Origin of the sequence: Sphingobium sp. MP9-4, assembly GCF_005281675.1 — a bacterium.
Lineage (GTDB): Bacteria > Pseudomonadota > Alphaproteobacteria > Sphingomonadales > Sphingomonadaceae > Sphingobium > Sphingobium yanoikuyae.
In genome coordinates this window covers 14903-35976 of the sequence record NZ_LUFI01000042.1, presented here as the reverse complement: position 1 = coordinate 35976, position 21074 = coordinate 14903, and the positions used below count along the sequence as shown (strand labels likewise).

The following is a 21074-nucleotide window of genomic DNA, read 5'->3' as shown; positions in this document are numbered from 1 at the left end:
AATTTAGTCCTCAAAATCAGCCGTAGGGCAATGCCGGCCACAAAGGAAGGCATCGGCCACCAGGCGCAGCGGCGCGGTGTCGGCGTCGATCGCCTTATCCGCCACCAGCCCGACGAAGCGCCGATACATGGTCGGATATTCCTCGTCCGGCGCCTTCAACTGGACTTCGCCGTCCAGGGTCAGCGTATTGCCGCCTTCGGACAGGAGCAGCTTGCCATTGCTGGTTTCGACCGCGATGTCCCAGGTCTGGGGACCGGTCTGGCGCCAGTCGAATACGGTGTCGATCGGAGCGCCCGAAGCGGTCGCCATCGCCAGCGTCGCGCCGATCGGCGCCTGCTTGTTCGACGGCACTTCCAGTTCGGCCGACAGCAGGGTGATCGGTTCGGCAACGATTTCGGTCAGGATCGACAGGGCGTTGATGCCCGGATCGAACACGCCAAAGCCGCCCGCTTCCCAGATCCAGGGCTGGCCCGGATGCCAGTGACGGACATCCTCGCGCCACTGGATCGAGATGCGCTCGACCGTGCGCGACGCCATCCAGTCCTTGGCCTGGGCCACGGCGGCGGCATAGCGGCTGTGCCAGCTGGCATAGAGAGTGACGCCATTGGCCTTGGCCAGCGCGATCAGCGCATCCACTTCCGACACGGTCGCGCCCGGCGGCTTTTCCAGGAAGACATGCTTGCCGGCCAGGATCGCCTGACGGGCCGCCTGATAGCGGACCTGCGGCGGCTGGCACAGGATGACGGCGTCCATGTCGGGCTCACCCGCCAGCATCGCGCCGAGATCGGGATAATTGTTCACCCCTTCGCCCTGCGCGTTGCGGCTGGCGACGGCGACCAGATCGATGCCGTCGATCTTGGCGATCGCGGGCAGATGCTGGTCGCGGGCGATCTTGCCCAGGCCTACGAGGCCGGCCTTGATGCTCATAGCGCCTTTACCTTGGTCTTGCCCTCGTCCGCTGCGCGCGTGAGGCCATTGCGGACCGGCAGGGTGAAGGGCTTGGCCTCGACCTCGAACACATCGCCTTCCTGGGTGGCGAAGCCATCGGAGAAGGAGAGGGTGGCGGTGCCGAAGAAATGGACGTGAATGTCGCCGGGGCGGCGGAACAGACCATATTTGAAATGATGATGTTCCAGGTTCGCGATCGTGTGCGACATGTTGGTCTCACCCGACAGGAACGGCTTTTCCCAGACGGTCTCGCCATTGCGGACGATGCGGCTGGTGCCGCGCAGATCCTGCGGCAGGTCGCCCAGCAGCAGTTCCGGGCCGAGCGAGGCCTGGCGCAGCTTGGAGTGGGCGAGCCACAGATAATTGCCGCGTTCGGTGATATGATCGGAAAATTCATTGCCGATCGCAAAGCCCAGACGCACCGGCGTGCCGTCGGCGTCGATCAGGTAGATGCCGGCGACTTCGGGTTCCTCGCCACCATCCTCGGCAAAGGCCGGCATGGTGAAGTCCTGGCCCGGATCGACCAGGATCTGGCCGTCGCCCTTGTAGAACCATTCAGGCTGCGCGCCGATGCCGTCATCGGCGGGCTTGCCGCCCTCGACGCCCATCAGGAACATGCGCATGCTATCGGTCAGGTCGCCCGAGGTGGCGGCCTTGTGCATCTTGTCGCGGCCTTCGGCCGAGCCAAGATGGGTCAGCCCGGTGCCGGCGACCAGCAGATGCGCCGCATCCTCATGGTCGATCGGCGACAGCAGGGCGACGGTGGACAGGTCCACCGCATCGCCCAGCTTGCCTGCCGCAAAGGCGGCCAGGCCCTGGCCCGCCGCGATCGCGTCCAGCGCCAGCTGGCGGGTGGAGCTTGCGCCCGTCACCCGCTTCGCCGCGCCGCTTTCGTCAATGGCGGCAACGCCCCGTGCGTCGCCATCCTTGAACTGAACCAGCGAAATGACGGTCACTGCGCCAGCTCCAGCTTGCCTTCCATGCGGCGGTTGAGCTTCCAGGGGTTGGCCGCCTGCAGCGCCGGCGGCAGCACGGCGTCGACGACGTCCTGATAGCAGACCGGACGCAGGAAGCGCATCATGGCCAGCGTGCCGACCGAGGTGGTGCGGCCGTCCGAGGTCGACGGGAAGGGACCACCATGGACCATGGCATGGGTCACTTCGACGCCGGTCGGCCAGCCATTGGCGAGCACGCGGCCGACCTTGCGGGACAGCGTCGGCAGCAGCTTGGCGGCATTGTCATTGTCGCTTTCGTCCATCTGCAGCGTGGCGGTCAGCTGACCTTCCATCTGGGCGATGGTGGCGATCACTTCCTCGATCGTGGCGCACTTCACCAGGATCGACGAGGAACCGAACACTTCATGCGACAGCGCCGGGTTGGTGCGGAACTGCTCGCCGCTGGTGGCGAACAGGGCCGACTGGGCCAGGTTCACGCCTTCGGCTTCGGCGCCGCGTGCGACGGTGGTGACGCCTTCTGCGCCGGCCAGCGCCGCGACGCCCTTTTCATAGGCGGCGTGGATGCCCGGCGTCAGCATGACATGGGGCTGATTGGCCGACAGGGCCGTTGCCGCCGAAGCGACGAAACGGTCGAGATCGGGGCTGTCGAGCGCGATCACCATGCCGGGGTTGGTGCAGAACTGGCCAGCGAACAGGCTGAGCGAACCGACGAAGGCGGTGCCCAGCGCTTCGGCGCGGGCCGCGAGCGCGCCCGGCAGCAGCACGACCGGGTTGATCGACGACATTTCCGAATAGACCGGGATCGGCTCTTCGCGGTTGGCGGCGATCTTCATCAGCGCAATGCCGCCGCCGCGCGAACCGGTGAAGCCAACCGCCTTGATGCGGGGATCGGCGACCAGCGCGCCGCCCAGATCATTGGTGGTGCCGGGCAGGTAGGAGAAGACGCCTTCATGCAGGCCGCTGGCCTTGACCGCAGCGGCGATGGCGCGGGCGACCAGTTCGCCGGTGCCGGGGTGGGCCGGGTGGCCCTTCACGACGACCGGGCAACCGGCGGCGAAGGCCGATGCGGTGTCACCGCCCGCGACCGAGAAGGCGAGCGGGAAGTTGGACGCGCCGAACACGGCGACCGGGCCGACGGCCTGGTTGACGCGGCGCAGGTCGCTGCGCGGCAGCGGGGTGCGTTCCGGCAGCGCCTTGTCGATGGTGACGTCGAGCCAGTCGCCCTGGCGGACATAGGAAGCGAACAGGCGCAACTGGCCGACGGTGCGGCCACGCTCGCCCTCCAGGCGGCCACGCGGCAGGCCGGTTTCGCTCATGGCGGTGGTGATCAGCAGATCGCCGATTTCCATGATCTGGTCGGCCACGGCTTCCAGGAAGGAAGCGCGGGTTTCGGGAGACAGGGTCGAGAAGCCTTCGAACGCGGCGTCGGCCAGCGCGCAGGCGTCGGCGACATCGGCGGTCGAGGCGTTGTGGAAGGCGACGTCGCCCTTGGCGCCGGTCGACGGATCGACCGCGAAGAAGGGCTCACCACCGGTGCGCTCGGCAGCACCGACCAGAATGGCTCCGTTGAACATGGATATCTCCCGAAATGTCGTGGAAAGGGGGTAATATTTGCCGGAACGGCGCGCCCATCAGATGGGGACGAGGGGACGCAATTTCGAGCATCGCTGCACGGAAATTACGTCCTGTTGCCTCCTTTGAATGACGCGCCGTTTACCGGATCAATGCCAAATCAGTGGTTGTCGCGCGGCAGGCCCATGGTCTGGGCGATGCGCTGATATTTCTCCGCGCCTTCCAGAATGGCGCCTGTGTTCATCTGACCGACGACCGAACGCTGGATTTCCTGCCAGGGGGTCTGCGAAGCGGGATATTTGTAACCGCCTTCGGCGATCAGCTTGGCGCGGCGGGCTTCCAGTTCCTCGTCGGAAATCAGCACGTTCACCACGCCGGCCTTCAGGTCCATGCGGACGCGGTCGCCGGTTTCCAGCAGCGCCAGACCACCCATCGCCGCCGCTTCGGGCGAGGCGTTGAGGATCGACGGGCTGCCCGAGGTACCCGACTGGCGGCCATCGCCGATGCAGGGCAGGGCCGACACGCCTTCGGTGATCAGATAGGCCGGCGGACGCATGTTCACGACCTCGGCCGCGCCGGGATAGCCGATCGGGCCGGCGCCACGCATGAACAGCAGCGTGTCGGCGGTGATGCCGACCGACGGATCGTCGATGCGGTGGTGATAATCTTCCGGACCGTCGAACACGACCGCCGGGCCTTCAAAGGCTTCCGGATCGTCGGGGTTCGACAGGTAGCGCATGCGGAATTCTTCGCTGATGACGCTGGTCTTCATGACCGCTTCGTCGAACAGGTTGCCGGTCAGCACCAGGAAGCCGGCTTCCTGCTTGAGCGGCTGGCCGAAGGGACGGATGACCTTTTCATCCTCGATCTCCACGCCCTTGCAATTTTCGCCCATGGTCTTGCCATTGACGGTCATCGCGCCTTCCTTGATCAGGCCCTGGTCGATCAGCTGGCTGATGACGGCGGGCAGGCCGCCGGCGCGGTAATAATCCTCGCCCAGATATTCGCCGGCCGGCTGCATGTTGACCAGCAGCGGCACCTTGTGACCGACGGTTTCCCAATCCTTGAGCGGCAGGTCGACGCCCATGTGGCGGGCGATGGCGGCCAGGTGGATCGGCGCGTTGGTCGAACCGCCGATCGCCGAGTTGGCGACGATGGCGTTGTGGAAGGCGTCGAGCGTCATGATGTCGGAGGGCTTGAGATCCTCATGCACCATTTCGACGATGCGCTTGCCGGTGCGGTAGGCGGCTTCCTGACGGTCGCGATAGGGGGCGGGGATCGCCGCGCTGCCCGGCAGCATCATGCCCAGCGCTTCGGCGAGCGCGTTCATGGTGCTGGCGGTGCCCATGGTGTTGCAGAAGCCGGTCGAGGGAGCCGACGAGGCGACCAGCTTGATGAAGCCTTCATCGTCGATCTTGCCGGCGGCCAGCAGCTGACGGCCATGCCACACGATCGTGCCCGAACCGGTGCGCTCGCCCTTGTGCCAGCCATTGAGCATCGGGCCGACCGACAGGGCAATCGCCGGGATGTTGACGGTGGCGGCGGCCATCAGCAGCGCCGGGGTGGTCTTGTCGCAGCCGCTGGTCAGGATCACGCCGTCGAGCGGATAGCCATACATGGCTTCGACCAGGCCCAGATAGGCGAGGTTGCGGTCAAGGCCGGCGGTCGGGCGCTTACCGGTTTCCTGGATCGGGTGGACCGGGAATTCGAGCGCGATGCCGCCCATTTCGCGGATGCCTTCGCGCATGCGCTCGGCCAGCACGAGGTGGTGGCGGTTGCAGGGCGACAGGTCGCTGCCGGTCTGGGCGATGCCGATGATCGGCTTGCCGCTGCGCAATTCCTCAAGGCTGAGGCCGAAGTTCAGGTAGCGCTCCAGATAGAGCGAGGTCATGTCGATATTGTCTGGGTTGTCGAACCAGGCGCGGCTACGCAGCTTGGGAGTAGGCTTGGACGAATCGCTCATGTGGGCATCCTGACACTTTGAAAAGGCTTGGCACGTTGACGCGCTTGCCTCTCCGATATACTCAGACAAATAACTTTTCAAGGATACAAAGAGAGGGAAAGTGCGGTTGAACGCGAAAAATCGGGCGGATCATCGATGAGCGACTATGCAGTGATCGGCGACTGGGGCACCAGCAATCTGCGGCTGTTCCGGGTGGAAGCGGGGCGGATCGTGGCGCGCCGCGACGGGCCGGGCATCGGTGTGGTCGGCCGCGAGGCGGAAGCCGCCTTTGCCGAGACGATCGCCCCCTGGCTGGAGGACGGCCTGCCGACATCGATCCGCCTGTGCGGCATGGTCGGCGCGCGCGACGGCTGGGTCGAGGCGCCCTATGCCGATTGTCCCGCCGATGCCGATAGCTGGGCGCAGGTCGCCGTGCGCTTCGACTGGCGCGGCGCGCCGCTGGCGATCATGGCAGGCCTGGCCTGCACTGACGCCGACGGCATCGCCGATGTGATGCGCGGCGAGGAGGCGCAGATTTTCGGCGCGATGGCGCTCGATCCCCGGCTCGCCACTGGCCGTCACCTGATCGTGCTGCCCGGCACCCACAGCAAATGGACGCTGGTGGAGGATGGCCGGGTGATCCGCTTTCGCACCGTGCCGACCGGCGAACTCTTTGCGCTGCTGCGCGATCGTTCGACGCTCAGCCCCAATATCGCCGCCGCCGATGCCGATCCGGCGGAGGAAGCGGCCGGTTTTGCCGAGGGGCTGGAGCGGGCCGGCGCGGGCCGGCTGCTCGCATCCCTGTTCGCGGCGCGGGCGATGCGGTTGCGCGCCGGGCGTTCGGCCGACTGGGCGCTGGGCTATCTGTCGGGCCTCGTCATCGGCTGCGAGATTGCCGAGGCGCGGGCCGCGCTGGCGGGCGACACCGGCGTCGTCTTGATTGGTGACGCGCGGCTTTCGGATCGCTATGCCCGTGCCCTCGATGCGCAGGGCATCGCTTCGCAATCGCTCGACGGCGACGCCTGTGCGCGGGCTGGCCTTGGCTTTCTGGAGAACTGACCGATGATCCTCGACGACCTGCTGGCCGACGGCGCGCCGCCGATCGCCGCCATTCTGCGTGGCGTGAAGCCTGAAGAGGCGCTCGACATCGCCGCCGCCCTGGTGGAAGCCGGCATCCGCGTGATCGAGGTGCCGTTCAATTCGCCCGATCCCTTGGTCAGCATCGCGGCGATGCAGCAGGCCTTCGGTGATCGCGCGCTGATCGGCGGCGGCACGGTGCTGACGATCCAGGCGGTCGAGGCGCTGGCGGGCGCGGGCGGGCGCATCATGGTGACGCCCAATACCGTCCCCGACGTCATCGCACGCGGTGCCGAACTCGGCCTTGAACTGCTGCCCGGCTTCATGACGCCGAGCGAGGCGTTCCGCGCGGTCGAGGCCGGTGCGCGCCGGGTGAAGCTGTTCCCCGCCGCCCAGCTCGGCCCGGCCTATGTCAAGGCGGTCAAGGACGTGCTGCCCAAGCATGTCGGCGTCTGGGCCGTGGGCGGCACCAGCGCGGACACGATCGGCGACTGGCTCGCCGGTGGCTGCGAAGGGATCGGCGTGGGTGGCGCGCTCTATCGTCCGGGCGACGATGCGCTCACCGTGCGCGAACGGGTGGTCGATCTGGTTGCCGCCTGGCAGCGCGCCAAGGGCTGACCCTTTTACTGGACCGGGCTTTCCACCCGGTCCAGCATGTCGCGGATCTTCTCGCCCAACGCCCTGTAGGTGAAGGGCTTGGTCAGCAGCTCGACCCCCGGATCGAGCCGGCCATGATGGATGATCGCGTTGCGGGCATAGCCGGTGGTGAACAGCACGCGCAGGCCCGGCTGCTTCGCCTTGGCGGCGCGGGCAATGTCCGCCCCGGTCATGCCGCCGGGCAGCACCACGTCGGTGAACAGCAGGTCGATCGGCTCGGCCGCGGCATCCAGCGCCGCAAGGGCGGTCGGGCCATCGCCCGCCTCGATCACGCGATAGCCCAGGTCGCGCAGTACCTCGACCGAATAGGCGCGGACATTCTCGTCATCCTCGCACACCAGGATCACCTCCTGCCCGGCCTGCGGGCAGGGCGGGGGCGGGGCCTGCACCGTCTCTTCGGTCGCCACCGGCAGCAGGCCATGATAGCGCGGCAGGTAGATTTTCACCGTCGTGCCATGGCCTGCCTCCGAATAGACCCTGACATGGCCGCCCGACTGCTTGACGAAGCCATAGACCATCGACAGGCCAAGGCCGGTGCCGCGTCCGACATCCTTGGTGGTGAAGAAGGGTTCGATCGCGTGGGACAGCGTGTCGGCGTCCATTCCCATGCCGGTGTCCGACACGCAGATCAGCACATATTGGCCGGGCGTGATTTCCTGCTCGGTCGCGGCATAATGGCTGTCGAGATGGGTGTTGGCGACCTCGATCGTCAGCTTGCCGCCCTGCGGCATCGCGTCGCGCGCATTGACCGCCAGGTTGAGCAGTGCATTTTCCATCTGGTTGACGTCGATCTCGACCGGCCAGACCCGCGGGCTCTGCACCGTCTCCACCTCGATCATCTCGCCCAGCGTCCGGTGCAGCAGGTCCGACATGCCGGCGATCAGCCGGTTGGGATCGACCCGGTCGGGGGCCAGGGGCTGGCGACGGGAAAAGGCGAGCAGCCGCTGGGTCAGTATCGCCGCCCGCTCGGCCCCAGTCATGGCATTGTCGGCGGCGCGGCGCAGGCGCGGCTGATCGTCGGGCAGGGCGCGTTGCAGCAGGTCCAGATTGCCGGTGACGATCTGCAGCAGATTGTTGAAATCATGCGCGACGCCGCCGGTGAGCTGGCCCAGCGTCTCCATCTTCTGCGCCTGGCGCAGCGCGGCTTCGGTTTCGGCCAGGGCCTGGGCGTCGGCGCGGTGCCGGGTCACGTCGCGGGCGACACAATAGATGAGGTCGCCCTCGGGCACGGCGGTCCAGCTGAAGATGCGATAATCGCCCCGCTTGGTGCGGAACCGGTTTTCGAACCGGATGGTCGGATGGCCGTCGGCCAGATCCTGCACCTCGCCGCGCGTCCGCTTCACATCGTCGGGATGCTCCATCCATTCCGATGTGCGGCCGATCAATTCCTCCTGCGACCAGCCCAATATGTCGGTCCAGGCGGGGCTGGCGGACAGCCAGATCCCCTCGCTGTCGGCGATCAGGAAGGGGTCGCGCGCCAGCGCCCAGAGGCGGTTGCGGTCAGCGCGTGCCTCGCGCTCGGCGAGCACGCGCACCGTGGTTTCGCTGACGATGCACAGCACGCCGCCGATCGACCCATCCAGTTCGAACACCGGCGAATAGGAAATGTCGAAGAAGACCTCCTCGCCGCGTCCGCCGTCGCGTTCGATATAGAAGGGGCGGTCCTTGGCATGGAAGGTTTCGCCCGTGTCCCGCACCGATTGCAGCAGCGGGCCAAGATCATCCCACAGCTCGGCCCAGCCTTCGCGGGCCGGGCGGCCAAGCACGCGGGGGTGCTTGTCGCCGATCGTGGGGGCATAGGCTTCATTGTAGAGGGCGCAATAATCCGGCCCCCAGAACAGCACGATCTCCGCGCGCGACGACAGCATCAGCCGCACCGTCGAGACGAGCGATGGCGACCAGGCCGAGGCGGGCCCCAGAGGCGAGGATGCGTCGATCGTCGCGGTCAGGGCGCCCATCGGCCCCTGTTCGGCGATCATGTCGGCAATGTCCCTCTGCTGGCTCATCATAACCCTGTCGTTGCAATGCGTTGGTGGGAGACGCCCGTGCGCCGATTTGTATCCCCCGGCGATGGCAGCCCCATGACCTTTTGTCCCAGTCCGTGCCTCTTGAATAGGGGGCGGCATGGGCGCATGGACCGGGCATGACACGTTCTTCCCCGACCGCGTTCAGCGCGGCTCCGCGTCCCGTTGCCATTGCCCGCTGGCTGCTCATCGTGGCGGCGCTGGTCTTCTGCATGGTGGTGGTGGGCGGCATCACGCGCCTTACCGAATCCGGCCTGTCGATCACCCAGTGGAAGCCGATCACCGGCGCGATCCCGCCCTTGACCGACGACCAGTGGATGGAGGCGTTTCGCGACTATCAGCAGATCCCCGAATATAAGGAGATCAACAAGGGCATGAGCCTGGCCGCCTTCCAGTTCATCTTCTTCTGGGAATGGCTGCACCGGCTGCTCGGCCGCCTGATCGGGGTGGCCTTTGCCTTGCCGTTGATCTGGTTCGCGGCGCGGCGGGCGATCCCGGCCGGCTATGGCTGGCGCCTGGTCGCGCTGCTGGCGCTGGGCGGGCTGCAGGGCGCGATCGGCTGGTGGATGGTGAAGTCGGGTCTGTCGGTGCGCACCGATGTCAGCCATTATCGGCTGGCGGTGCATCTGCTGACCGCGCTGTTCATCATCGGCGGGCTGATCTGGACTGCGCTCGACCTGCTGGCGCTGGCGCGCAATCCCTATGCCCGGCCCGCCGCGCTGCAGCCCTTTGCGCTGGCGACCCTGTTGGTGCTGCTGGTCCAACTGATGTTCGGCGCCTTCACCGCCGGCCTCGATGCGGGCTATGTCTCCAGCACCTGGCCGCTGATGAACGACCATCTGGTGCCCGAAGGCATCCAATGGCTCGGCTCGCTCTGGGCGACCGTCTCCAGCGATCCCTATCTGGTCCATTTCATCCACCGCTGGTGGGCCTGGGTTGCGGCGGCGATGCTGATCATCCTGGCGCGCAAGGCCAAGGCGGCGGGCCATCGCGGCGCGTCGATCGCGATCAATGCGGCGGTCGGCACGCAGGTGCTGCTGGGCATCGCCACTGTCATCAGCGGCATCGCCCTGCCGCTGGCCGTGCTGCACCAGGCGGTCGGCGCGCTGGTGGTGGCTTCCGCTGCCTGGGGCGCCCATGCCGTGGGATCGCGCCGAGCATGAGCCCTGAGCGGAACGAGCTGGTGCTGGTCTACAGCCTGTTCGGATCGGCCGAGCAGGCGCGCGCCGTCGCCCGCACGCTGGTCGAGGAGAGGCTGGTCGCCTGCGCCAATATCCTTGGTCCCTGCACCTCCATCTATGAATGGCAGGGGAAGGTGGAGGAAGGCACCGAAGTCCCGGTCCTGTTCAAGGCCAGCGCCGACCGGCGCGCCGCGCTGATGGCGCGGATCGCGCAGTTGCACGATTATGATGTGCCGGCGATCCTGGCGCTGCCGGTCGATGCCGCCCATCCGCCCTTCGCCGCCTGGGTCGCGGAGCAACTGGCATGAAGCGGGCGATCGCCTTCCTGTCGCTGGCGTTCGCATCGTCGGCGCTGGCCGCCCCGGTCGCGATCGGCTTCGCGCCGCCGACCGGGCAGGATCTGCTCTATCGCATCGAACAGCATCGGCCGGTCGACGGCCGTGACAGCCTGTTCCGGGCCGACCGGATATTGCGTTTCGAGAAGGCAGGGGATGGCTATATCCTGCACGTCACGCTACGCAGCCTGGACAGCGATGCGCCCGGTGCGGGTGCCGATGCCTATCGCGCGGCCCTCTCGCCGCTGATCGGGGTGGAGCATCGCTTCCGCCTTGATAGCCGTGGCAAGATCGTCGGCCTCGACAATGTCGACGATGTCCGGGCGACGATGGAAAAGGCGCTCAACGCCATGGTGGCAAAGGCGCCGGAGGGCAGTGCGGGGCAGCGCACGGCGAAGAATGTCCTGACCCTGCTCGACGGGCTGACGCCCGAAGGGGGGCTGGCACTGCTGTCGGGCGAGGTGCAGCCGTTGCTGCTGTTCGTTGACAGCGAAGTTAACGATGCCAGGCCGCGTGGCGTGCGCACCATGGCCGGCCCGCCGCTGGGCCGCGCCGTCGCGGTGGAGGGCGAGTCCACCGTTGCCGCCCATGACGGCAACCGCCTGACCTTGCAGTAGGATCTGCAGGGGGAGGGCGCCCATGTCGCGATGCGCTATATCGTGTCGGCACAGACGGGACTGGTCGATGCGCAGGAGCGCACCCTGACCCTGGGCGCCCAGACGCTGACCGAAAAGCGGAGCCTGACCGTCGCCGGCAAGTGAGTGGTATTATTTTACCCGTCGTGAAAGCCGCCGAATCTCTTGACTTGTCGGCCCCCAAACGTCATTAGCGCCCATCTTCCGGCGACCCTAGGGTAGCTGGTTCACTGTTCATTCTTGGAGAATTGGCACCATGAAGGCGCTGATGAAGACCACCAAGCCGGCAACCCCGGCAACGGTCGAAAAGAAGTGGATCCTGATCGACGCCGAAGGGCTGGTCGTGGGTCGTCTCGCTTCGACTGTGGCGAATATCCTGCGCGGCAAGCACAAGCCGAGCTTCACCCCCCATGTCGATTGCGGTGACAATGTCATCATCATCAACGCGGGCAAGGTCAAGTTCACCGGCCGCAAGCTGACCGACAAGGTTTACTACAAGCACACCGGTTATGCCGGCGGCATCAAGGAAACCACCCCCCAGAAGATCCTGGAAGGTCGTTTCCCCGAGCGCGTCCTGGAAAAGGCCGTCGAGCGTATGATCCCCCGTGGTCCGCTGGGCCGCCAGCAGATGCGCAACCTGCGCATCTTCGCCGGCACCGAGCATCCGCATGAAGCCCAGAACCCCGAAGTGCTCGACTTCGCGTCGCGCAACCGCAAGAACAAGGTGGGTGCATAATGTCCGATAACCGTCAGTCCCTGTCCGACCTCGCGTCGCTGGCCACTGCCGCTCCTGCCGCTGCCCCGGCTGCCGTCGAAGGCGAAGCGCCCGTCGCTGCCGCGCCGGTCCAGCCCTCGGCTCCGCTGCGCGCCCAGGAAATCGACGGCCTCGGCCGCGCCTATGCCACCGGCCGCCGCAAGGACGCCGTGGCCCGCGTGTGGGTGAAGCCCGGCACCGGCAAGATCACGGTCAACGGCCGTGACCAGGAAGTCTATTTCGCTCGCCCGACCCTGCGTCTGGTCATCAACCAGCCCTTCGGCGTCACCGACCGTGAAGGTCAGTATGACGTGATCGCCACCGTCAAGGGCGGCGGTCTGTCGGGCCAGGCCGGTGCGGTCAAGCACGGCATCGCCCAGGCTCTGTCGAAGTATGAGCCGGCGCTGCGCAGCGCGGTCAAGGCCGAAGGCTTCCTGACCCGCGACAGCCGCGTCGTCGAGCGTAAGAAGTACGGCAAGGCCAAGGCCCGCCGCAGCTTCCAGTTCTCGAAGCGCTAATCCGCTTCGCGACTGCCGCGAATTTCGAGAAGGGGCCGGTTTTCCGGCCCCTTTTTCTTTGCGCGTGATGCTTCCCCTTGAGCGCTTCGCCGCGATGCCATAGCCTTCGGTCAAACGGGGCTTAGTGCAAAAGGATGTTCGGGGGGAAATGAGACATTTTGGGTGGTTGGCGGCTTCGGCGGCCATGACGGTTGTGGCGCCTGCCTTTGCCGGAGAGGTGCCGCTGTATCAGCCTGCCCCCGGCTGGATCGACAAGGCGGCGATGCCCAAGCTGGCGGCCGATGGCGATCCGCCTTCGATGATGATCCTCGACAGCCAGCAGCGGGTCGAGAAGGGCCAGCTGTGGAGCTATGCAGACATCGCCACCCGCGCCGGTTCGGCCGAGGCGCTGACCTAATTGTCGTCGCTGACGCTGCCCTGGGCGCCGGACAAGGGCGACCTCATCATCCATGAACTGTCGATCCTGCGCGGCGATCAGGTGATCGATGCGCTGGCCAGCGGCAAGAAGTTCACCGTGTTGCGCCGCGAGCAGGGGCTGGAAGCGTTGCAGATCAGCGGTATCCTGACCGCGACCATGGCGGTCGAGGGGGTGCAGGTGGGCGATGTGGTGCGGCTGCGTTATTCGACCACCAGCAAGGATGATGCGCTGGGCGGCCATGTCCAGAATGTCTCGGCCCTGCCGGCCGCGCCGCTGCGGCTGGGCTATGGCCGGGTCCGCCTGTTGTGGGACGATGCGGATGCGCTGCGCTGGAAGCTGCTGGCGAGCGGCGTCGATGCCAAGCCGGTCAAGAAGGGTGGCCTGACCGAGCTGAGCTTTGCCGTGTCGCTGGCCAAGCAGCCGGAAATGCCGGCCGACGCGCCGACCCGCTTCACCCATCCGCCGCTGTTCGAACTGTCGACCTTTGCCAGCTGGGCCGATGTGTCGAAGACGATGGCGCCGCTCTATGCGACCGATGGGCTGATCGCCGATGGATCGCCGCTGGCGGGTGAACTGGCCAAGCTCAAGGCGCTGCCGGGATCGCCCAAGGAAAAGGCGGCGGCTGCGCTGCAACTGGTGCAGGACCATGTCCGCTATCTGATGGTCGGCATGAATGGCGGCAATTATGTCCCGCAGAAGCCGGCCGAGACCTGGACGCTGCGCTATGGCGACTGCAAGGCGAAGACGCTGCTGCTGCTTTCGCTGCTGCGCGGACTGGGGATAGAGGCGGAGCCGGTGCTGGCCAGTTCGACCCTGGGCGATTCCGTGCCGGAACGGCTGCCCACGGCCGCAGCCTTCGACCATGTGCTGGTGCGTGCGGTGATCGATGGCCAGTCATACTGGCTGGACGGCACGGGCCTGGGATCGCGACTGGAGGATATCGGCGATACGCCGCGCTTCGGATCGGTGCTGCCGGTTCGCACCGCCGGCGCGGAGCTGATGCCGATCCAGACCCATGCCAATGCCCGGCCGACGATCGACGTCAGTGTCGAGGCGGACGAAAGCGGGCATGAGAAGCTGCCGACCGTGTTCGATGCCAGGGCGGTGCTGCGCGGGCAGATCGCGACCATGATCAGCACCGGTCTTGGCCAGATGGATGCCAAGCGGCGCGACGAGATGGTGCAGGGCTTTTTCAGCGAGCAGGTCGGCACCGCCCAATATAGCCAGGTCGGCGTCACCACCGATGCGGCGTCGGCCACCGTTACCTTCACCGCCCATGGCGTCACCAGTTCGCCCTGGAAGCTCAGCGACCGGCGCTATCGCCGCGACGCCGGCAAGCTGATCGACGAGATCAGCTTCGCGCCGGACCGGGCACGCCCCGCCTGGCTGGCGATCCCGGTGGCGACGAGCGCGCCGATCGGCATCCGCTATCATCTGCGCCTGCGCCTGCCCCAGGGCGGCAAGGGCTATGCGATCGAAGGCGAGCAGGGCCTCAGCAAGACGGTGGCCGGCTATGACCTGCGCCGGACCGTTCAGCTGAAGGATGGCGTGCTGGATGTCGAGGAGCGGACCGACGCCACCGGCGTCGAGATTGCGGCCGATCGCCTGCCCGACGAGCGCGATGCGCTGGCCACGGTGCAGGCCATGTCGCCGCATGTGATCGGCCCGGCCAAGCCGACCTATTTGTGGGATTACAGCCCGGCGACCATCGCCGCCTGGCCGCAGTCCAAGGCGGTCGAGGCGACCTTTGCCAAGGCGATCGCCGCCGATGCGGAGGACGCGACCGGCTATTCCAGCCGCAGCAATTTCCGCTGGGGCATTGGCGATTACAAGAATGCGCTGGTCGATCTCGACAAGGCGATCGGGATCAAGCCCGACGTCGACCTCTATCTGCAGCGCGCCTATCGCCGGTTCCAGACCGGCGACGTGACCGGCGCGCTGGCCGATGGCCGCATGGCGCGCCAGCTAGACCCGGCGTCGGGCGCGGCGGTCGGCACGGTCGCGACCTATCTGGCGGAAAGCGGCAAGCTGGACGATGCGCTGGGCATGGTCGACGCCAAGATCGCGATCGGTGGCGAGGCGCGGGACGGCTATCGCAGCTTCAAGGCGACGCTGCTCGGCACCTATGGCGATCCGGCCAAGGCGATCGAGATCATCGATGCGCAACTGGCGGAAAAGCCGGGCATGACCGGGCTGTTCAACGAGCGCTGCTGGGTCAAGGGATCGCGCAATGTCGAACTGGACAGCGCGATGCAGGATTGCACCAAGGCGGTGGAACTGAGTTCGGGCAGCATGGCTGCGCTCGACAGCCGGGCGATGCTGTGGTTCCGCATGGGCCGGTTCGATGATGCGCTGCGCGACCTGGATGTCGTTGTCGCGCAGGAGCCGGGCAAGGAGCCGAGCCGCTACATGCGCGGCATCGTGCTGCACCGGCTGGGCCGAGCGAGCGAGGGGGACGCGGAAATCGCGGTCGCCCGCCGCATCGATCCGCGCATCGACGCCGTCTATGCCCGCTACGGGATCAAGCCCTGATTTTGTCGTGACGCCCGCGTTTCGATGGAAACCTTTCCCCCTGTCCGATGGTTGACAGGGGGAAAGCCACTTCCAAGGAGAAACCATATGGGTGAACTGACCGACAAGGTGAAGTCTGCGGGCAACAAGGCCGCCGGTGCCACGAAGGAAGCGATCGGCAAGGCCACGGATAATGAACGCCTGGAAGCCGAAGGCAAGCTGCAGAAGGCTAAGGGTACGGCCCAGGATGTGGCCGGCTCGGTCAAGGGTGCGCTCGGCGACAAGATCTGACGCCCCACCGTCTGCACGAACGAAGAGGCTCCGCCGACAGGCGGGGCCTTTTTCGTTTCTGTCCTATCTGGTTAAGGCCATGCTATAGGAACGGGGCCGCTTTCCGATAGGATCGCGGCCCCGCAAGATTATGTCAGAATGTGCGGGAAATGTGCGAAGTTAAGCCTGTTCCGCCAGATAGGCCTTCACGTCGCGGCGCAGCTCGCCGGCGCACAGATAGAGGGCGATCACATTGGGGATCGCCATCAGGAAGAAGCTGCTGTCGACGATGCCGACCACCCGGCCGAGGTCGATCGCGGCGGCAGGCGGCAGGGCGACGACATAGAGGATCTTGTAGACCCATTGGGCGCGGGGGCCATTGCCGAACAGATAGCCCCAGGCCTGAAGACCATAGAAGCCCCAGGCGACCAGCGTCGAATAGGCGAAGAGGAAGACGACGACGGCGAGCAGCCAGGGGAACCAGGGCGACACCTTGGCAAAGGCGGCGGAGGTGATGGCGATGCCCTCAAGGCCGTTGTTCCAGGTGCCCGCGACCACCAGCGCCAGCCCGCCCAGCGCGCAGACGATCATCGTGCCGAGCAACGGCTCCAGCAGCGCGACAAGCCCTTCAGATACCGGATGGCGGGCGCGGGCCAGGCTGTGCGCCATGACGGCGGAGCCGACGCCGGCCTCGCTGGCGAAAACCGCGCGGCGCATGCCCGCGACAAAGGCGCCGATCGCCCCGCCGGTGGCCGCATCGCTGGAAAAGGCGCCGTGCCAGATCAGCGCCAAAGCGCCAGGAATGGCGTCGGCATGCAGGATCAGGATCGCGGCGACACCGCCCAGATAGACGGTGACCTTGAGCGGGGTCAGGCGCTTCGACACCTCGCCCAGCCAGGCCGCGCCGCCCATCGTCACCAGCGCGACGGCCGCCGCGATGAACACGCCATAGGCCCAGCCATTGGTCATGCCGGTGACCACCTTCACCTGGGCGAAGCTCTGGTTGACCTGCACCATCGGGATCGCGCCGAACAGGGCGAAGAAGGCATAGGCGCCGCCCAGCACCAGGCCGACTTTGGGCCAGCCGCGCGCCGCGCCGACGGCTTTGAGTACATACATCGGCCCGCCATGGACATGGCCGCGTTCGTCGAAGACGCGATATTTGAGGCCCAGCGTGACCTCCGCCATCTTCACCGTCATCGCGAACCAGCCGATGATGAACATCCACAGGATTGCGCCCGGCCCGCCCATGGTCAGTGCCACCGCGACGCCGGCGATATTGCCGAGGCCAATGGTGCCGGACAGGGCGGTGGACAGCGCGCCCCACTGGCTGACATCGCCCTTCGCCTCGCCCTCATGCGGCTGGCTGCGCAGGATACGGATCGCCCGGCCGACCTGGGTGACATTGGGGAAGCCCAGCCAGATGGTGAAGAACAGCATGGGGAGCGCCAGATAGAGCACGATCAGCTCGATCTGCGCGCCGAACAGGGGAACCTTGAAGAAGACTGCGCTGGACAGCGCATCGACGGCGGCATTGAAATTTTCCATGCGGCGGCGATGCCGGGACAGCGGTGGAAAGTCGATCAAAGATTGCTATGGGGGAGGTGAGTTTTACCCATAGCCGCCCTGGGGCAGGATCGCATGAGCAGACAATATTTCGGCACTGACGGTATTCGTGGTCGCACCAACCAGTGGCCGATGACGCCGCAACTGGCCATGAAGGTCGGCATGGCCGCGGGCACCCATTTCCAGCGCGGCAGCCATCGCCACCGGGTGGTGATCGGCAAGGATACCCGCCTGTCGGGCTATATGGTCGAAAATGCGCTGGTCGCGGGCTTCACCGCGGTCGGCATGGACGTGGTCCAGTTCGGGCCGATCCCGACGCCGGCCGTCGCCATGCTCGCCCATTCGATGCGCGCCGACCTGGGCGTCATGATTTCGGCCAGCCACAATCCCTATTATGACAATGGCATTAAGCTGTTCGGCCCGGATGGCTACAAGCTGTCGGACGAGGATGAGCTGAAGATCGAGGCGCTGCTGAACCAGGATGTGCCGCTGGCCGCGTCCAAGGATATCGGCCGCGCCCGCCGGGTCGAGGATGCGCGGGGCCGCTATATCCATGCGGTCAAATCGAGCTTCCCCGCCGACCTGCGGCTCGACGGCCTCAAGATCGTGGTCGATTGCGCCAATGGCGCCGCCTATCAGGTCGCGCCGTCGGCCTTCTGGGAATTGGGCGCTGAAGTGGTCGCGGTTGGCGTCACGCCCAACGGCACCAATATCAATGACGGCTGCGGATCGACCGCGCCGCTGCTGTGCCAGGAAACGGTCGTGTCTTCCGGCGCCGACATCGGCATTGCGCTGGACGGCGACGCCGACCGGCTGATCGTCGTCGATGAAAAGGGCCAGATTGTCGACGGCGACCAGATCATGGCGCTGATCGCATCCAATTTCGCCCGCGCCGGCACGCTGCGCGGTGGCGGGCTGGTGGCGACGATCATGTCGAACCTGGGCCTCGAACGCTTCCTGACCGGGCAGGGCATCGGCCTGGAACGCACCAAGGTGGGCGATCGCTATGTGCTGGAGCGGATGCGTGAGGGCGGCTTCAATGTCGGCGGCGAACAGTCCGGCCACATGATCCTGACCGACTATGCGACGACCGGCGACGGCACGGTCGCGGCGCTGCAGGTGCTGGCCGCCTTGGTCCGCTCGGGCAAGCCGGCGAGCGAGACGCTGCACCAGTTCGATCCGGTGCCTCAATTGCTCAAGAATGTCCGCTTCGCCGGCGGCAAGCCGCTGGAGGATGAGGCGGTGCAGCGGGTGATCGCCCAGGCCGAGGCGGAACTGAACGGATCGGGCCGGCTGGTCATCCGTCCGTCCGGCACCGAACCGGTGATCCGCGTCATGGCGGAAGGCGACCGCGAGGATCAGGTCAAGGATGTGGTCGAACGCATCTGCGCCGCGGTCGAGAAGGCGGCGGCGTGATGCTAGAAATGCGCCCCGATTGCGAACGTTGCGGCACCGACCTGCCGGCCGATGAGCCCGGCGCGTTCATCTGTTCGTTCGAATGCACTTATTGCGCGCCCTGTGCCGAGGCGCTGGACGATTGCTGCCCCAATTGCGGCGGCGAACTGATGGACCGGCCGACCCGGATGGGCAAGGCGCTGGCGAACAACCCCGCCTCCACGGAGCGCAAGTTCAAGGGATGAGCGTGCCCCGCATTCTCATCATTGCCGGGTCGGACAGCGGCGGCGGTGCCGGTATCCAGGCGGATATCAAGACGGTCACGCTGCTGGGCGGCCATGCCATGACCGCGATCACCGCGATCACCGCGCAGAACACGCTGGGCGTGCAGGGCGTCCACCCGGTGCCGACCGAGATGGTGCTGGCGCAGATGGAAAGCGTGATCAGCGACATCGGCGTCGACGCGGTCAAGATCGGCATGATCGGTTCGGCGCAGACGGCGGCAGCGGTGGCCGAGCGGCTGGCGCAGCTCGATAATGTGCCGATCGTCTTCGATCCCGTCATGGTCGCGACCAGCGGATCGCCGTTGGCCGACGACGCGACCATCGCAGCGTTCGAGCGGCTGATGGCCATCGCAACGCTGGTGACGCCCAATATCCCCGAGCTGGCGGCGCTGGGCGGCGAGGAGATCGCGATCCGTTTCGCCACCCATGTGCTGGCCAAGGGCGGCCATGGCGAGGGGCCGATGCTGACCGACCGGCTGATCGGGCCGCAGGGCGTGCGCAAGGCGTGGAGCAATGCGCGGATCGACACGCGGCACAGCCATGGCACTGGCTGCACCCTGGCGAGCGCGATCGCGACCGGCCTGGGGCAGGGGCTGGACCTGATCGAGGCGGTCGAGCGTGGCCGCAAATATGTGCGCGAGGCGCTGGCGCTGGCGCCGGGGCTTGGCGCGGGCCATGGCCCGATGGGCAACCCCTTCGGCTTCCACGCTTATGCCTGATTTTGCGCATGAACTGATCCATCATCCCGGCCTGGTTGCCGGGGTGGACGAGGCCGGGCGTGGGCCGCTGGCGGGGCCGGTGGTCGCGGCCGCCGTCATCCTGCGACAGGAGGATTGCCCCGAGGGGCTCAATGATTCCAAGAAGCTGACCGCCAGGAAGCGGGCCGCGCTGGAGGGGGAGATCAAGGCCCGCGCGCTGTGCTGGGGACTGGGCATCGCCAGCGTGGCCGAGATCGACGAACTCAACATATTATGGGCGACGATGCTGGCCATGACCCGCGCGGTCGAGGCGCTTTCGCAGGAGTGCAGCCATGTGCTGGTCGATGGCAATCGCTGTCCCAACTGGCGCTGGCCCTCGACCGCGGTGGTGGAGGGCGACGCCAAATGCCTGTCGATCGCCGCCGCGTCGATCCTGGCCAAGGAAGAGCGCGACCGGATCATGATCGCGGCCGCCGCCGAACATCCGCATTATGGGTGGGAGAGCAACAAGGGCTATGGCAGCGCCAAGCATATGGCGGCGCTGCGTGAGCATGGGCCGACGCCGCTGCACCGGCGCAGTTTTTCGCCGGTGGCGCAACTGCTGCTGATCTGACGATGCTGTCCCGTCGCGGGGCGGGATGGGGATGATTTGAGGGCTGGCGCGGGTGTGGCGCATGCTTAAGAAGGGATTCATGTCCTTCGCCCGTTCCGGCCTTTCCTGCCTGTTCCTGCTTGTCGGCGCGCTGTCGCTGCCGGTGCAGGCGGCTGCGCCGGTCAAGCGCGCGCGGCCGGCGGCCAAGGTTGGTGCGCTGGCGCCGGGTGGCTATCGCTGGCTGGAGGACGGGCCGCTCGACGGGCCGATCCATCTGGTCATCAGCATCGATCGGCAGATGGCCCATGTCTATAGCGGCGACCGGCTGGTCGGCATGGCGAGCGTGTCGACTGGCATGGCCGGGCACAGCACGCCGACCGGCGACTATCCGATCCTGCAGAAGAACCAGTGGCACCGCTCCAATCTCTACAGCAATGCGCCCATGCCCTTCATGCAGCGGCTGACCTGGGACGGCATTGCGCTGCATGCCGGGCATAATCCGGGCTATCCGGCCAGCCATGGCTGCATCCGCCTGCCCTATGCCTTTGCCCAGAAGCTGTTCGGCATGACCAGCCTGGGTGGGCTGGTGACGGTGACCAGGGATCGGCTGCATCCCTCGCTGCCGATCGAGCAGATGGCGGCGGCGGATTCCATGGCCAAGGTCGCTGCGCCGGCCCCGGCAAAGCCGGTGCTGGATATCGACCCGATCATCTTCGTGCCGAGGGTATCGCGGAGGTAAAC

General features: G+C 66.6%; 21 protein-coding genes. 15 read left to right on the top strand and 6 right to left on the bottom strand.

Annotation, left to right across the window (positions count from 1 at the left end; translation table 11 throughout):
* Window positions 1-3: 3 nt before the first annotated feature.
* The 4 genes from A0U87_RS14470 to A0U87_RS14455 form a co-directional block, all read right to left on the bottom strand.
* Window positions 4-927 (bottom strand): Gfo/Idh/MocA family oxidoreductase, encoded by a 924-nt coding sequence (locus A0U87_RS14470; protein ID WP_048938989.1) that lies wholly within the window; start codon window positions 925-927, stop codon window positions 4-6.
* On the bottom strand, window positions 924-1904 hold the full coding sequence (gene araD1 / locus A0U87_RS14465; protein ID WP_048938990.1) for an AraD1 family protein: 981 nt from the start codon (window positions 1902-1904) through the stop codon (window positions 924-926). The genes A0U87_RS14470 and araD1 overlap by 4 nt, the downstream gene beginning before the upstream one ends.
* A complete protein-coding gene (locus tag A0U87_RS14460; RefSeq protein WP_048938991.1) occupies window positions 1901-3478 on the bottom strand; it encodes an aldehyde dehydrogenase (NADP(+)) in 1578 nt (525 codons plus the stop codon). The genes araD1 and A0U87_RS14460 overlap by 4 nt, the downstream gene beginning before the upstream one ends.
* Before the next feature lie 158 nt (window positions 3479-3636).
* Window positions 3637-5439, bottom strand: coding sequence for an IlvD/Edd family dehydratase (locus A0U87_RS14455; protein ID WP_010337622.1), 1803 nt, complete (start codon window positions 5437-5439; stop codon window positions 3637-3639).
* A 135-nt stretch (window positions 5440-5574) separates the two neighbouring features.
* Between A0U87_RS14455 and A0U87_RS14450 the strand changes: the two genes are divergently transcribed.
* Window positions 5575-6477, top strand: a complete 903-nt coding sequence (locus A0U87_RS14450; protein ID WP_048938992.1) for a 2-dehydro-3-deoxygalactonokinase — start codon at window positions 5575-5577, stop codon at window positions 6475-6477.
* 3 nt (window positions 6478-6480) lie between these two features.
* Window positions 6481-7113 (top strand): 2-dehydro-3-deoxy-6-phosphogalactonate aldolase, encoded by a 633-nt coding sequence (locus A0U87_RS14445; protein WP_048938993.1) that lies wholly within the window; start codon window positions 6481-6483, stop codon window positions 7111-7113.
* 5 nt (window positions 7114-7118) lie between these two features.
* Here A0U87_RS14445 and A0U87_RS14440 read toward each other — a convergent pair whose 3' ends face one another.
* On the bottom strand, window positions 7119-9158 hold the full coding sequence (locus A0U87_RS14440) for a PAS domain-containing sensor histidine kinase (protein ID WP_240700568.1): 2040 nt from the start codon (window positions 9156-9158) through the stop codon (window positions 7119-7121).
* A 137-nt stretch (window positions 9159-9295) separates the two neighbouring features.
* Between A0U87_RS14440 and A0U87_RS14435 the strand changes: the two genes are divergently transcribed.
* The 8 genes from A0U87_RS14435 (at window position 9296) to A0U87_RS14405 (ending at window position 15819) form a co-directional block, all read left to right on the top strand.
* Window positions 9296-10339, top strand: a complete 1044-nt coding sequence (locus A0U87_RS14435; RefSeq protein WP_048938995.1) for a COX15/CtaA family protein — start codon at window positions 9296-9298, stop codon at window positions 10337-10339.
* The gene (cutA, locus tag A0U87_RS14430; protein ID WP_048938996.1) at window positions 10336-10665 is read left to right on the top strand and encodes a divalent-cation tolerance protein CutA; all 330 of its coding nucleotides are present in this window, start codon (window positions 10336-10338) and stop codon (window positions 10663-10665) included. The genes A0U87_RS14435 and cutA overlap by 4 nt, the downstream gene beginning before the upstream one ends.
* Complete coding sequence (locus A0U87_RS14425) at window positions 10662-11309, top strand: hypothetical protein (RefSeq protein WP_240700567.1); 648 nt, start codon at window positions 10662-10664, stop codon at window positions 11307-11309. Before cutA ends, A0U87_RS14425 begins: the two co-directional genes overlap by 4 nt.
* 274 nt (window positions 11310-11583) lie before the next feature.
* Window positions 11584-12063 (top strand): 50S ribosomal protein L13, encoded by a 480-nt coding sequence (gene rplM, locus A0U87_RS14420; RefSeq protein ID WP_004210974.1) that lies wholly within the window; start codon window positions 11584-11586, stop codon window positions 12061-12063.
* Window positions 12063-12599 carry a 30S ribosomal protein S9 gene (rpsI, locus tag A0U87_RS14415; RefSeq protein ID WP_004210975.1) on the top strand — a complete coding sequence of 179 codons (537 nt, stop codon included), beginning with the start codon at window positions 12063-12065 and terminating at the stop codon, window positions 12597-12599. Before rplM ends, rpsI begins: the two co-directional genes overlap by 1 nt.
* Before the next feature lie 184 nt (window positions 12600-12783).
* Window positions 12784-12996 carry a hypothetical protein gene (locus tag A0U87_RS26760; RefSeq protein ID WP_234415636.1) on the top strand — a complete coding sequence of 71 codons (213 nt, stop codon included), beginning with the start codon at window positions 12784-12786 and terminating at the stop codon, window positions 12994-12996.
* Entirely contained in the window at window positions 12997-15549 is a 2553-nt protein-coding gene (locus A0U87_RS14410; RefSeq protein WP_240700566.1) for a DUF3857 domain-containing protein, read from the top strand.
* Window positions 15550-15636: 87 nt separating this feature from the next.
* Window positions 15637-15819 (top strand): CsbD family protein, encoded by a 183-nt coding sequence (locus tag A0U87_RS14405; protein ID WP_048938998.1) that lies wholly within the window; start codon window positions 15637-15639, stop codon window positions 15817-15819.
* 159 nt (window positions 15820-15978) lie between these two features.
* On the opposite strand, the gene A0U87_RS14400 is transcribed toward A0U87_RS14405, so the two are convergent.
* Complete coding sequence (locus A0U87_RS14400) at window positions 15979-17346, bottom strand: amino acid carrier protein (protein WP_004210978.1); 1368 nt, start codon at window positions 17344-17346, stop codon at window positions 15979-15981.
* Window positions 17347-17439: 93 nt separating this feature from the next.
* Here A0U87_RS14400 and glmM point away from each other — a divergent pair, with 93 nt between their 5' ends.
* From glmM to A0U87_RS14375, 5 genes are all read left to right on the top strand, one after another.
* Window positions 17440-18780 carry a phosphoglucosamine mutase gene (gene glmM / locus A0U87_RS14395; RefSeq protein WP_048939000.1) on the top strand — a complete coding sequence of 447 codons (1341 nt, stop codon included), beginning with the start codon at window positions 17440-17442 and terminating at the stop codon, window positions 18778-18780.
* Window positions 18780-19004 (top strand): DUF1272 domain-containing protein, encoded by a 225-nt coding sequence (locus A0U87_RS14390; protein ID WP_048939001.1) that lies wholly within the window; start codon window positions 18780-18782, stop codon window positions 19002-19004. The genes glmM and A0U87_RS14390 overlap by 1 nt, the downstream gene beginning before the upstream one ends.
* On the top strand, window positions 19001-19762 hold the full coding sequence (thiD, locus tag A0U87_RS14385; protein ID WP_048939002.1) for a bifunctional hydroxymethylpyrimidine kinase/phosphomethylpyrimidine kinase: 762 nt from the start codon (window positions 19001-19003) through the stop codon (window positions 19760-19762). The genes A0U87_RS14390 and thiD overlap by 4 nt, the downstream gene beginning before the upstream one ends.
* The gene (locus A0U87_RS14380) at window positions 19755-20354 is read left to right on the top strand and encodes a ribonuclease HII (RefSeq protein ID WP_048939003.1); all 600 of its coding nucleotides are present in this window, start codon (window positions 19755-19757) and stop codon (window positions 20352-20354) included. Before thiD ends, A0U87_RS14380 begins: the two co-directional genes overlap by 8 nt.
* 79 nt (window positions 20355-20433) lie before the next feature.
* Window positions 20434-21072, top strand: coding sequence for a L,D-transpeptidase family protein (locus tag A0U87_RS14375; RefSeq protein ID WP_048939017.1), 639 nt, complete (start codon window positions 20434-20436; stop codon window positions 21070-21072).
* The last annotated feature ends 2 nt before the right edge of the window (window positions 21073-21074 follow it).

Excerpts from the sequence above, each read along its gene's own strand:
- A0U87_RS14470 (WP_048938989.1), bottom strand. The coding sequence starts at position 927 with ATGAGCATCAAGGCCGGCCTCGTAGGCCTGGGCAAGATCGCCCGCGAC.
- A0U87_RS14460 (WP_048938991.1), bottom strand. The coding sequence starts at position 3,478 with ATGTTCAACGGAGCCATTCTGGTCGGTGCTGCCGAGCGCACCGGTGGT.
- A0U87_RS14455 (WP_010337622.1), bottom strand. The coding sequence starts at position 5,439 with ATGAGCGATTCGTCCAAGCCTACTCCCAAGCTGCGTAGCCGCGCCTGG.
- A0U87_RS14450 (WP_048938992.1), top strand. The coding sequence starts at position 5,575 with ATGAGCGACTATGCAGTGATCGGCGACTGGGGCACCAGCAATCTGCGG.
- A0U87_RS14445 (WP_048938993.1), top strand. The coding sequence starts at position 6,481 with ATGATCCTCGACGACCTGCTGGCCGACGGCGCGCCGCCGATCGCCGCC.
- A0U87_RS14440 (WP_240700568.1), bottom strand. The coding sequence starts at position 9,158 with ATGAGCCAGCAGAGGGACATTGCCGACATGATCGCCGAACAGGGGCCG.
- A0U87_RS14435 (WP_048938995.1), top strand. The coding sequence starts at position 9,296 with ATGACACGTTCTTCCCCGACCGCGTTCAGCGCGGCTCCGCGTCCCGTT.
- cutA (WP_048938996.1), top strand. The coding sequence starts at position 10,336 with ATGAGCCCTGAGCGGAACGAGCTGGTGCTGGTCTACAGCCTGTTCGGA.
- A0U87_RS14425 (WP_240700567.1), top strand. The coding sequence starts at position 10,662 with ATGAAGCGGGCGATCGCCTTCCTGTCGCTGGCGTTCGCATCGTCGGCG.
- rplM (WP_004210974.1), top strand. The coding sequence starts at position 11,584 with ATGAAGGCGCTGATGAAGACCACCAAGCCGGCAACCCCGGCAACGGTC.
- rpsI (WP_004210975.1), top strand. The coding sequence starts at position 12,063 with ATGTCCGATAACCGTCAGTCCCTGTCCGACCTCGCGTCGCTGGCCACT.
- A0U87_RS26760 (WP_234415636.1), top strand. The coding sequence starts at position 12,784 with ATGACGGTTGTGGCGCCTGCCTTTGCCGGAGAGGTGCCGCTGTATCAG.
- A0U87_RS14405 (WP_048938998.1), top strand. The coding sequence starts at position 15,637 with ATGGGTGAACTGACCGACAAGGTGAAGTCTGCGGGCAACAAGGCCGCC.
- A0U87_RS14400 (WP_004210978.1), bottom strand. The coding sequence starts at position 17,346 with ATGGAAAATTTCAATGCCGCCGTCGATGCGCTGTCCAGCGCAGTCTTC.
- glmM (WP_048939000.1), top strand. The coding sequence starts at position 17,440 with ATGAGCAGACAATATTTCGGCACTGACGGTATTCGTGGTCGCACCAAC.
- A0U87_RS14390 (WP_048939001.1), top strand. The coding sequence starts at position 18,780 with ATGCTAGAAATGCGCCCCGATTGCGAACGTTGCGGCACCGACCTGCCG.
- thiD (WP_048939002.1), top strand. The coding sequence starts at position 19,001 with ATGAGCGTGCCCCGCATTCTCATCATTGCCGGGTCGGACAGCGGCGGC.
- A0U87_RS14380 (WP_048939003.1), top strand. The coding sequence starts at position 19,755 with ATGCCTGATTTTGCGCATGAACTGATCCATCATCCCGGCCTGGTTGCC.
- A0U87_RS14375 (WP_048939017.1), top strand. The coding sequence starts at position 20,434 with ATGTCCTTCGCCCGTTCCGGCCTTTCCTGCCTGTTCCTGCTTGTCGGC.